The sequence below is a fragment of the Paenibacillus dendrobii genome, from assembly GCF_009807035.1.
Classification (GTDB): domain Bacteria; phylum Bacillota; class Bacilli; order Paenibacillales; family Paenibacillaceae; genus Paenibacillus_AQ; species Paenibacillus_AQ dendrobii.
On record NZ_WUBI01000001.1, the window covers coordinates 244480 to 255981 of the forward strand.

The window sequence follows — 11502 nt, forward strand, 5'->3', positions numbered from 1 at the left end:
ATTTTGAGCAAATAATTCATGTTCTGATGATATTGTATATGTTCATTTTAGCCTGTATTACCGTAGAATGAAATATGGCAGCACAATATATCATGAGTTCAGAGGTGCATATGATCATGAAAAAGATTAATATTGGATTACAGCTGTTCACCCTCCGCGATGAAACATCATCCGATTTCGAAGGAACGCTCCGGAAAGTGGCTGAACTTGGTTATGAAGGCGTTGAATTTGCCGGCTACGGCAATATTCCTGCAGATGAAATGAAAACGCTCTTGAATGAGTTGGGTCTGAAGGGATTCAGCAGCCATGTTTCTCTTCAAGCCATGAGAGATAATCTTCAAAAAGAAATCGATTACCTGAAAACCATCGGTGCCAAGTATATGATATGCCCTTATCTCATGCCGGAGGATCGTCCTCAGACTAGTGAGGGATGGAACCGTTTATTCTCCGAACTGGAGGAAATAGGGAATGAAGTACGGAAACAAGGATTGATTTTTGGTTATCACAACCATGATTTTGAATTTCATGGCCAAGCCGGGGATCAGAACGCATTTGACGGCATGTTTGCCGAAACAACGCCGGAAGCAGTTCAGGTAGAAATGGATGTATGTTGGGTACAATTCGCCGGAAAAAATCCAATCGAATATATTCACCGCTATGCAGGCCGTTTACCGCTTCTCCATCTCAAGGATTTCAGCAAAGACGAACAGGGCCAGATGAAGACGCTTGAATTGGGACAAGGCTCAGTGGATATACCTGCGGTTATCGAAGCTTCTGCGGAAGCGGGCGTGGAGTGGCTGATCGTGGAACAAGACGTATGCCAGAATCCGCCGCTAGAGAGTATTTCGAACAGCTATAACTGGCTAAAAGAGAATTATTTAAACCAATTTTAATCCAACGATCAGAGGAGACTAATGACATGAGTAAAATTAAAATTGCTGTATTTGGCTGTGGTGCCATTGCCCAGCGCAGACATATTCCGGAGTATGCAGCGAATGAACACGTAGAACTGGTGGCTTTTGCCGATCCGAAACTGGAGCGTGCGGAACAAATGGCCGAAACGTATGGCGGTAAAGCCTATGCCAGCTACGAAGAACTACTGAAACATGAAGAAGTGGATGCCGTCAGCGTATGTACGCCGAACTACCTGCATGCCCCTATGACGATTGCAGCAGCTAATGCGGGTAAACATGTCCTGGTGGAAAAACCTATGGCTTGCACAACCGAAGAAGGCGAGCAAATGATTGCGGCTGCGCGCAAAAACGGCGTGTACCTGATGGTTGGGCACAATCAGCGTCTGATGCCTCCGCATGTGAAGGCAAAAGAAATTCTGGATTCCGGCAAGCTTGGTAAAGTGCTGAATTTCCGTACTTCCTTTGGTCATCCAGGACCGGAAGGCTGGAGCGTAGACGGTGCGGGCAGCTGGTTTTTCCGCAAAGAAGAAGCCATCATGGGTGCTATGGGCGATCTAGGCGTACATAAATCAGACTTTATCCGTTATTTGCTGAACGATGAAGTCTCTGAAGTAGCCGCTTTTATCGGTACTTTGCACAAAGAAGGCACAAAAGTTGACGATAATGCGACTTGCATCCTCCGCATGAAAAGCGGCGCGATTGGAACACTGGTGGCAAGCTGGACCCAATACAGAGGCGGTGACAACAGTACCGTGCTATGGTGTGAGAACGGGGTCATGAAAATCGGTACAGTAGATGGGGACGAAGTGATCGTGGAGCTTACCAACGGCACAGTCGAAACCTATAAAGTGGGTGCTATGGCAACGAATGAAAAGCAAGTGCCAAGTGGCGTTATTGATGCCTTTGTCGAATCCCTTGTAACGAACACACCTCCAGCGATCTCTGGTGAAGAAGGGCTGAGTTCCCTGCAGGTCATTTTGGCCGCATTCGAATCCGAAAAGACAGGTCAAATTGTGAAGCTATAACGGCTTTTGTAAAAGTGAGCAGATAGTTCATGTGAGGATATTTGTGGTTGGAATACAGCCCTGACTGCGATGAGTTAGGGGTACACAGCCAATAAGATTGGCATAAAAGTTAATCAAACCCCTTTGATCATGGTTTGGTTAACTTTTTGCTTTTCCCGTTTATTGAACGTGGTTTGAGGGTATTCCATGTTCGGATTTCCAGATCCTACAGTAGGTTTTCTCTTTATTCTGAGTATGATAAAATTAATACATAACATAGACAATTGAGAACCTGCTGAACATAACGCCTAATCATAAGCGGGGAATCGATTCCTGAGTCGATGATAAACAGCGAAAGGCATCATTCGGAGGAAGGGAGTTCTGATCGATGGAAATATCCGATTTTCTGTTCCCAAAAGACAAAGTGGCCTATATTCACTCATATGCCAATATGCAGGAGGCTATGGAAAAGTTAGAGCGAAGCCAGTACGCAGCTATTCCTGTAATAGATGAGCAGGGGAAATATGTCGGTACGCTCTCTGAAGGAGATTTATTGTGGAAGATGAAGAATACCTCCGGATTAAGTTTTCAGAACTTGGACATCGTCAAAGTCCATGAAATAAAACGCCGCATCAAAAACGAATGCGTTCCGATTCAAGCGAATCTGGAGGATATGCTCGAACTCGCTGCCGACCAGAACTTTGTTCCGGTGGTGGACGACCAAATATTCGTTGGCATTATTCGTCGAAAAGACATTATAGAATACTATACGAGTAGCATCAGCGATTAAAAGGGTTGGAATTTTAGCCAGTTGTTCTGCTCTTCCAGCCGAAGTAAACCGCAACCGAAAGATAACAAAAAAACTAGCAGCCTCCAAAGGTATGGAGTCGCGCTAGTTTTTTTAGTGTTTTTTCAGCTTTGGAGAGTGAATCATGATATCAACCTTTCCTTTTGATCATGAGCCAATCTAAACCTAAGAGCAGGATCAATAAAACAAAAGATTGAAGTAAAGGCTTAACAAAGCTGGATTGATCAAAAATAAAATAGGCTGCTATAAGGTTGATTACGAAAAAAAGAATGTACTTTACCATATGATCATCTCCTTTCAGGAATAGCCCATTAGCAAAAGTATTCATGAAAAGCTCATATAGAATTAAGATGCATTTTTATAGACATCAGTATTAAATTTAATGTATATTTATAACTAACAGCCCAGAATTTCCCAATGACTCTGCTATTGGGAGGTGTTCGGCAAACCGACGAAATTCAAACTGAACGCGAATTCTAAACGTAAAAGACCATCAGCCTGGTACAAAGAAAGTGCTTGTCGAGTTCACTCTATGAAAAAAGGAGCTTGAGATGGTATGAAAAGAAAAATCGCGTCTATCGTTTTCGTGCTTGTCCTGATGTTCAGTCTTGCTTCCTCTGCTTTCGCGGCCGCTAGTGGGCCGGGTACAGGCAACAATACTTGGGCGCCGGTCCAAGCCCATGGCAATATTTATATCGAAGGCAACTTCATAAATGACGGACAGATCAGTCTCGGGGTTAATTTTAAGCTGTACCGGGTTACCTCGACCGGAGATGTGCTGGTAGGGAGTAATTGGACGAATACCATTGTAGCCGGTCAATCTGCACGTCTCAAGATTCCTTTGGCTTCGAATCAACCCGATGGTCAGTATAGACTTGTCTTAGACTCGCCGGGTGATTTCACCGTCGTTGCCTATCTGGGCTACAATTAAACATTAAAACCTCCACAGCCACTTTGCTCCTTATAGTGGTGATGGAGGTTTTTTCTTCTTCAGCATAACGCAGGTGCTCCTTTGATCTTTTCAAGTTTCTTGTCGCCCGGGCCACGATTCGTTTCGTCTCTTCGTATCCGAATCCTTTGAAAATGAGAAGTTATGTAACGTAATGGAAGGGTGGGATGGGGATGCTCACTCATGATCTGATTCGTAATTGTTATGTAAGGTATGTCTAGATGTTCAGTAGTAACGAATCAGACCATAAGAGAACTTAATTCGGTTCAATGATACTAGCCGTCATAATCAACGCCATGATTGAATGGCTGAATACCAGGAGAAGTCGTAGGCAGAGTAGCTAGTCCCGAGCTAATGATCCCTAGCACCAACAATGTCGAGAGAAATGCTTTCTTCATTTTCCATCACCCCCAAAAGATAGTCTTGTAGAACATTGTAATACTTTGATAACTGTTCCGGCAAAGCGCGCGGTCTACAGATTTCAAAGAGAGCAGTTGATTTTTTGAACTGCTTATCATCACCAATTTTATCAGAAAAAATCAAAGCCTGTATAGTAGAATTTAAAGCATGCTCTATTTGATTTCTTTTATAATAATAAATTGAAAGCAAATGAAGAATCGTCAAATAATAGGTTCTTTCAGTGGGACTCAAATCTTCATATTTGATGCTAGTCACATCTGCCAGAGGTTTAATGATCGTATCCACATCAATATTGCTAGAATTCGCACATTCCAGAATAGCGACCAGCCCAGGCAGTGTTTCAGAAGGATATTGTTGAATAAATGTAGCATATTCCTCTAATATTTTTGTGTTTCCGGAGAGGATATCGACAGTATAACTATTCGCTTTGGCGAAAAATTTGAAGTCATCTACTAATTTTTGATTGCTTTCGCTTCCGTCTGAGAATAAATGAAGATGTTTGTAATTCTCAATACATATTTTTGCTTCATTAAATTGTTTTTTTTTCTGATGAGCAATGCCCTTCATCAAATTCCCATAGCCTAAATAATAAACCAATGGTTTTTTCATAAGAGGCATTTGTACTTCCGTATTGTCCTGAAATGGGGCATAAACCTTATCTAGCAATTCATCTGCCAGAACAATTAAGTTATCCCAACTTTCTAGAGAATGAGCCATACGAAGCATGGTTACTAAAGAATCTACGTTATTTTTAATATGTGCTAACTCTGTTTCCAAGCTTTTCTCCTCCCCTAAGCAAGTTTTCTTTACGTTGAGTCTATATTGAAATTGAGGGGGGGTCAATTAAAAATGTGAAAGATATCAAAACAAAGATAACAGCACGTTTAATGAGCTTCATGCACAATGAAACCAGTCAACATAAAATACTCGCAGAAGCCGGTAAGTGAGAAATCTCTCTTTTCTGGAGGAGATGGGAAGAAGAGTAATCTGGTATCATATGGAAGTGTGTCTGGCTGGGATATCCGAGTCATTGGATGGGTCAGAGAATAGTAGTATAAAAATGCTTAATGCATGAGAAAAGCGAATTATCTCAAAAGAGATAATTCGCTTTAACATAACTAAAAGTCTGCACCGTGATTGTATTGTGAGATGACAGGCGGATGATCTGGAACTACTAACGCGAACGAAAAACTACTCAGCGCTCCCAATAATACTATTGAGATCAAAGCTTTCTTCATTTTCAATCTCTCCCTTTAAAATAGAATTGAGGATACTAGAATACTCAGTTATTTGAGGGACTGTAGCGTGAGTTTTAAGTAGTTCAAATAATGCGACAGATTTTTTGAAGTACTTATCATTACCAAGTCTATCAGATATTGTCAGATTATGTAAAGTAAAATTAATAGCATCTGAATATTTTTTATTTTTATAATGATATAATGCTAGGAGATAATGAACTGTTAAATAGTAGGCTATGCGTACAGGCCTATTATAATGATGATAGTTTGAAATATAGGGAACCAGTTGGGTGATTTGTAGATCTGCATTAAAGTCATGAACTAATGCTGATTCGACAACAGTAATTAATCCAGGCAATATTTCATCTTCGTTCTCGTGCAACACCTCAATATAATCGGGAAGCTTATCTTTGTTGCCCAATAAGATCTCAAGTGTTAATAGATTTGCTTTGGCAAAAACTTTGAAGCTGTCGGTGTAATATTTGTTTTCTTGGTTCGTATCTTCTACCCAACTTAAATCTGAATACCGGATCACACAATCTATTGATTCAGTGTAAGCTCTTAGTTTTTGCAGGGCTAAACCCTTCATCAGATAACTATAACCGAAATAGTAAACGACAGGCTTTTCCATCGAATCACTACATTGCATCTGTCTTTCACTATACTTGGTCAGATTGGCGATTTCGAGTAAGCTCTCGGACAAAGATATTACCTCTTCCCAGTTCTCAAAAGCGTAGGCCATTTTAATCATATTAACCAGAGTGTCAATCTTTATTTGAGATAATGCTGTTAGTCTATCATTCAAAGGAAGAACCTCCTTTTTGTAACAAATATTAACAAATTATATTATAGGAGGAGATTTAACATACGGTCAATATTAAAAAGACAAAAAATGTGCAGTTGGTTTTTGACAACGTAAGGAATGAAGTGTATTCTGAACGAATTCTGAATGGCTAAAATAGAATAGCATCGCGGTACGAACGTCCTAATTAGATGAATTGAAAAGACTAACTTTAAAAGGAGAATCCTATTACATCATGGCAAATAAGACGAAATTCGAACAGGTTAGAGAGTTTCATCAGGCATTCAATTGTGCTGCACCCGAGGTGCCAACACCATTGTCTGATAAGTTGGCTAATAATCGCGCGGCTTTTATGCTAGAAGAAGTCATCGAACTCCTCCATGCTACCGCAGGAAATGATGAAAGGTTTGAGTTATTTTTCAATGAATTGATGGATCGCGCAAAAGAGACTTATATCAAACAAGGTCAAAAACCATATCCCAAAGATCAACTTACTGGACAAGTGGATTCCTTTACCGACATTTTATATTTTGCCAATGGCGGTTTTGTGGAAATGGGAATCGAGCCGGATCGCATCTTTTCCATCGTTCACGAAGCAAATATGGGAAAGATTTTCCCGGATGGTAAACCGCATTATAACGAAGTAGGGAAGGTGATTAAGCCGGATAACTGGGAGAAAGATCATGCTCCGGAGCCTAAAATAACCGCTGAAATCAATCGGCAGATTGAATCTGGGGCTAATGTACATCCCAATATTTCATAAGGGCTCAGATGTTTGGATCATGTTCTGATCTCTAAAGAGGCGTTCATTTATACGGACTATGGATCACACGTTCTGCTAAACGGCGGTAGAAATGTTCTCGTCATTCAAGCGAGCGACGAGGGCCACTCGAAATCATCCTTGCACAGGAGAATTCGCTCACGACAACATGATCCTTTCGTATTGTTCGGCGTTAGATCCGTTATGCTGGATCGTATCACAAGTAGGGCAAGACGGAATAGAAACAGGGAAAGGATGAGCAGTAGCTCTTCTTTTCCCTGTTGTATGTTGATCTCCGTGCAGCGGGACGGGGTGAACGGAGGAATGGCGTATAACCTGATGAGATTTTTATGTAAAGATGAATGCATTAGCTTTTGTTTATTGTTTTAAGTCTTGCGAAATATAAAATAGACCCCAAAACCAACCTGGAATTTCTCGTTGGTTTCTTTGTCGTCTCCCCACATAAGCATACAACTCCTATCTTACTTTTAGACAAAAAAACAATTTCCCAGTCAAAGACATGATGTGTAAAAACGCATACATTTAAATAGAATGTAGTATGATCAAGGGGGAGTGTAATGAAGATGAAAAATCGAAAGATTATGTTTATGAGCCCATACCATGTGGAAACGGTTGAAGAGGAGTATGTGCCGAAGACTTTAGGTGACCATGAGGTACTCGTAAAATTGATTTATTCGCTGATTAGTCCGGGTACGGAGATGGCAATGTTATCCGGCAAAGAGGATTGGGCGAAGCTCCCGCTGTGTCCAGGCTATGCAAGCGTCAGTCGGATCATAGAATGTGGTAAAGGCGTAAAGGATTTTCAAGCTGGCGATGTAATTTTCCATTACGGCAATCATTGCGAATATCAAGTTGTAGAGGCTAGGGATGTTTTTATTCACGTGCCGGATGCGCTAGATTTGAAATGGGTACCATTTACCCGGATGGCTACGGTAGCTTTTACATCGATACGTGTGTCGGATATTGAACTGGGAGACAAAGTAAGTGTGACAGGTCTTGGATTGGTGGGTAATCTTGCTGCTCAATTGGCGCGTTTACAGGGGGCTTCGGTGATAGGTATGGATTTGTCCAAAGAACGGCTGCGGACTGCGCGTCAATGCGGTGTGGATTATACCTTGGATAGCAGCGAAGGATCGGTAAAAGAGCAGATTATGACGTTAACAAATGGTAAAGGCGTCTCCACTCATATTGAAGCAACAGGTGTCTCCAAGGTTGGGGTTGAAAGTCTTCAATATATTGGCTCACAGGGGGAGATCATCTTCTTGGGCAGTCCGCGTGGGGAATACAATACAGATATTACGGATGTGCTTAATTACTGTCATCTCTATAACCGGGGATGTATTACATTTAAAGGAGCCCACGAATGGCGTTATCCAACTGAGCCTAATTCGTTCGTTAAGCATTCCTTGGTACGTAATTCTGGCATTGTATTCGAGCTTATGCAGCAACAGAAGTTGCACATCGAACCATTGATTAGCCATGTCATCAAGCCGGAGCAGGCTAGTGAAGCGTATGAGGGATTAAGAACCAACAAAGACCAGTACAATGGCGTACTATTTGACTGGTCATAAAAGGGGAGAATGACGATGATAAGAGGATTAACAACAGCAGGCTTGGGTGAGATTAGTTCTAATGAAGAATATATCAGACTAGCGAGCCAATTCGGCTTCCAGTCCGTAGACGCGAATCCATTGGAGTTAGTGCAGCAGTATGGCAAGGATGGAGCTGTTCAATTGCTGGAAGAAAATGGGGTTATTCTAGGATCTTTTGGTTTAGAAGTAGATTGGCGCACGACAGAGGAAAACTTCAAGGAGGGTCTGAAATCACTTGGCCAGATGGCTGAGGCAGCAGCTGCATTAAATTGCACCACATGCTGTACATATATTTTACCTTCGACAGATCTTCCGGTCGGACCTTTCATGATTGCAGCCACTAGACGTTTAAGACTATGTGCAGAAATACTAGGTGCTTATGGAATTTCGTTAGCCTTAGAGTTTGTTGGTCCTCATCATTTACGTACGCAATGGGCAAATCCGATGATCTGGACGATGCAAGATACCTTGGACTGGATGGAAACGATTCAAGTGAGAAATATCGGTTTGTTACTGGACTCCTACCATTGGCATACGAATGGATTAACGAGTGAGGATCTGCTGAAATTACAACCCCATCAAATCGCATATGTCCATATTAATGATGCTAAACCTCTGCCGATAGAGGAATTGCTAGATTCCGATCGATTGTATCCAGGGGAAGGATCTATTGATCTCACAGGATTCCTGGGAAGCCTGAAAAAGATCGGCTATACCGGCGTTATCGCTCAAGAAGTTCTAGCGCCAGCTTCCGCACTAAGTTCATATGAATTATTTTCTCGTTCCAAAGCAGGTTTCGATAAAGTCTTCTCATCGCTGGAAATTTAATCACATCGAATCTCACACTGGAAGGAGAGTTAAGGATGAGTGCGTTCAAAGGTAGAATCGCCGCGCATACCATCACTTGGGGTCAAAATCATATCAAGGCGTTGGAGGAAGTCTCCATGCTGGGTTACAAAGGGATTGAGCCGTGGGCGTCTTTTGCACTTCAATATGAAGATAAGCCGGAACAATTACAAGAGATCTTGGCCGGGTATGGGCTGGAGATGACTGCATTGTATGGTGGCACTGCTGGGGGACAGCATCAAAGATTCGGCAATTCCGCGAACCGTTCGAGTATCATTGAATACAATGTTCGTCTAGCTAAAATGATAGCGAAATGTGGAGCAGATATCCTTGTACTAGGGCCAGGCGGCATTCGGGATCAGCCATCAACGTTGGAAGAATTGAAGGTTGCCGCAGCAACAATGAATGAAGTGGCTAAAAGAACCGATGCATTAGGGGTGAAGGCTTGTGTTCATCCGCATTTGTGGACGGAATTGCAAGACGAAAACGAGTTGGAGATATTGATGAGTCTGACAGATCCGAAGGTTGTATATCTTGCACCGGATTCAGCACATTTGCTCGGAGCAGGTATGGACCCGGCATCCATGATCCGAACATATCAGGACAGGGTGGCTTATGTTCATTTGAAGGACCTTACAGTCAAGCCTGAGATTACAGGTGATATACATCTTCCTTATTTTTGCGAGCTGGGTAAAGGTTCTGTTGATCTGCATGGAACCATTGAAGTGCTGAATGAAATTGATTATTCTGGTTGGGTAACACTCGAAGTGGACGAGTCGGCGATTACCCCATATCATACCATGGAAATCTGTCGAGATTTTGTAGAAGAACAATTAAAGATTCCAGTTAGGATATAAAAATAGGACCCATTTTTAAATGACGGAAAAAGGAGAAGATTCGAGGTGAATGAGTCATGGATGAAAGGCATTTCCCCCTATGTTCGAGCAGCAAGAGTCATGGAATCCTCCTTACTAGCAGGTGAATGGCTGGATCAAGATCATGTGTATACCTATATAGATCAGGGAGAAGCGGAGTTTTTCTTGAATGGTGTGAAGTTCCTGGTTCGAGAAGGGGATGTGCTGCTTATGCATCCATGTATGCCGCATATCATTCGTTCCACCTCGGATTTACCTTTAGTGCAGTATATCTTTCACTTTGACTTGTATGATGACGAGAACAGAATGTCACCGAATCAAGGGAGTGGACTTAGACATGGGATACAGGATATCGTCCCCAGAGAAATGGTGCTTGCCGATATACATCCACTATCTCATCTGCAGCTCCCGGACAGAATCGAATTGAAGAGAAGATTCATGCAAATGCATAAAGAACTGTTAGATCCAACGTTCGGTGGGACATTAGTTAACAAGTCTATATGCTTGGAAATGTTGTTTTTGTTCTTTAGGAATCAGAACCTGTCCAAAGCTACGGAAGGTAAGAGAACCAAAGGATGGCCTTTAATTGAAGGCGCTATTCATTACATGCATCAATATTATACAGATCCGGAGTTAAGCAATGAATCCATCAGTAGGCATGTTGGTGTGACTGCTAATCATTTGTCATATGTGTTCAAGACCCAGCTGGGGGTTACCATTCATAATTATTTGAAACATGTTCGTATCGAGCAGGCCAAATTGAAAATCATTCAGGGAAAGAAAAATTTGACGGAGATTGCCGAAGATGTGGGGTTCTCTAGCATTCATTTGTTCAGCCGGACGTTCAAAAGGAATGTTGGTATCATGCCTAGTAAGTTCGCCGCGATGCAATCTGCGTTAATCAACAAGTAGCGATTCAGGAATCGACCATTTGTTCTATAGGAGAAGCCAGTGGATTGCGGATGGTTCAGTCGAAAACTGAGGATGCTTCGTTCTATGTACCTGTATTTCTTTGAAAATTCACTAAGGTATCTGAAGAAGTCGGAAAGGGATTTCCTTCAAAATAACCTGAAATAGAACAAGCTAGAGCATGATCATATGCTCCGGCTTGTTTTTATTTTGTTAAGTTTTCTGACTGTCTTGCGTAGAATAATGCACTTTGGGGAGAGGTATGTCGATCTCGGCCTCGGCTTGGACAGTTGGGCTCAATATCCGGGCCACATGCTCATGAAATTGCCGTAACGCTTTGCCGGATGGCTGATTACTTTCCTTG

The 11502-nt window shown here is 42.0% G+C and carries 11 protein-coding genes; 9 read left to right on the plus strand and 2 right to left on the minus strand.

Annotated elements, in window-relative coordinates; genetic code table 11:
- Positions 1-116 precede the first annotated feature (116 nt).
- The 4 genes from GRF59_RS00960 (at position 117) to GRF59_RS00975 (ending at position 3657) form a co-directional block, all read left to right on the plus strand.
- Complete coding sequence (locus GRF59_RS00960) at positions 117-893, plus strand: sugar phosphate isomerase/epimerase family protein (protein WP_160495812.1); 777 nt, start codon at positions 117-119, stop codon at positions 891-893.
- Between the two features lie 26 nt (positions 894-919).
- Complete coding sequence (locus tag GRF59_RS00965) at positions 920-1939, plus strand: Gfo/Idh/MocA family protein (RefSeq protein ID WP_160495813.1); 1020 nt, start codon at positions 920-922, stop codon at positions 1937-1939.
- 367 nt (positions 1940-2306) lie between these two features.
- Positions 2307-2708 (plus strand): CBS domain-containing protein, encoded by a 402-nt coding sequence (locus GRF59_RS00970; protein ID WP_160495814.1) that lies wholly within the window; start codon positions 2307-2309, stop codon positions 2706-2708.
- A 574-nt stretch (positions 2709-3282) separates the two neighbouring features.
- Complete coding sequence (locus GRF59_RS00975; RefSeq protein WP_160495815.1) at positions 3283-3657, plus strand: hypothetical protein; 375 nt, start codon at positions 3283-3285, stop codon at positions 3655-3657.
- 369 nt (positions 3658-4026) lie between these two features.
- Here the strand turns inward: GRF59_RS00975 and GRF59_RS00980 are convergent, their stop codons facing one another.
- A complete protein-coding gene (locus GRF59_RS00980; RefSeq protein ID WP_160495816.1) occupies positions 4027-4872 on the minus strand; it encodes a hypothetical protein in 846 nt (281 codons plus the stop codon).
- Between the two features lie 414 nt (positions 4873-5286).
- The gene (locus tag GRF59_RS00985; RefSeq protein ID WP_160495817.1) at positions 5287-6138 is read right to left on the minus strand and encodes a hypothetical protein; all 852 of its coding nucleotides are present in this window, start codon (positions 6136-6138) and stop codon (positions 5287-5289) included.
- A 232-nt stretch (positions 6139-6370) separates the two neighbouring features.
- On the opposite strand from GRF59_RS00985, the gene GRF59_RS00990 reads away from it, so the two are divergent.
- The 5 genes from GRF59_RS00990 (at position 6371) to GRF59_RS01010 (ending at position 11141) form a co-directional block, all read left to right on the plus strand.
- Entirely contained in the window at positions 6371-6898 is a 528-nt protein-coding gene (locus GRF59_RS00990) for a pyrophosphohydrolase domain-containing protein (RefSeq protein WP_160495818.1), read from the plus strand.
- Between the two features lie 575 nt (positions 6899-7473).
- Complete coding sequence (locus GRF59_RS00995; RefSeq protein WP_237391576.1) at positions 7474-8487, plus strand: zinc-dependent alcohol dehydrogenase; 1014 nt, start codon at positions 7474-7476, stop codon at positions 8485-8487.
- A gap of 15 nt (positions 8488-8502) precedes the next feature.
- The gene (locus GRF59_RS01000) at positions 8503-9336 is read left to right on the plus strand and encodes a sugar phosphate isomerase/epimerase family protein (RefSeq protein ID WP_160495819.1); all 834 of its coding nucleotides are present in this window, start codon (positions 8503-8505) and stop codon (positions 9334-9336) included.
- 35 nt (positions 9337-9371) lie between these two features.
- Complete coding sequence (locus GRF59_RS01005) at positions 9372-10211, plus strand: sugar phosphate isomerase/epimerase family protein (protein WP_160495820.1); 840 nt, start codon at positions 9372-9374, stop codon at positions 10209-10211.
- A gap of 45 nt (positions 10212-10256) precedes the next feature.
- Complete coding sequence (locus GRF59_RS01010) at positions 10257-11141, plus strand: helix-turn-helix domain-containing protein (RefSeq protein ID WP_160495821.1); 885 nt, start codon at positions 10257-10259, stop codon at positions 11139-11141.
- Positions 11142-11502: the final 361 nt, after the last annotated feature.

Bases quoted from the DNA above. Each gene is read 5' to 3' on its own strand.
- GRF59_RS00960 (WP_160495812.1), top strand. From the start codon at position 117: ATGAAAAAGATTAATATTGGATTACAGCTGTTCACCCTCCGCGATGAA.
- GRF59_RS00965 (WP_160495813.1), top strand. From the start codon at position 920: ATGAGTAAAATTAAAATTGCTGTATTTGGCTGTGGTGCCATTGCCCAG.
- GRF59_RS00970 (WP_160495814.1), top strand. From the start codon at position 2,307: ATGGAAATATCCGATTTTCTGTTCCCAAAAGACAAAGTGGCCTATATT.
- GRF59_RS00975 (WP_160495815.1), top strand. From the start codon at position 3,283: ATGAAAAGAAAAATCGCGTCTATCGTTTTCGTGCTTGTCCTGATGTTC.
- GRF59_RS00990 (WP_160495818.1), top strand. From the start codon at position 6,371: ATGGCAAATAAGACGAAATTCGAACAGGTTAGAGAGTTTCATCAGGCA.
- GRF59_RS00995 (WP_237391576.1), top strand. From the start codon at position 7,474: ATGAAGATGAAAAATCGAAAGATTATGTTTATGAGCCCATACCATGTG.
- GRF59_RS01000 (WP_160495819.1), top strand. From the start codon at position 8,503: ATGATAAGAGGATTAACAACAGCAGGCTTGGGTGAGATTAGTTCTAAT.
- GRF59_RS01005 (WP_160495820.1), top strand. From the start codon at position 9,372: ATGAGTGCGTTCAAAGGTAGAATCGCCGCGCATACCATCACTTGGGGT.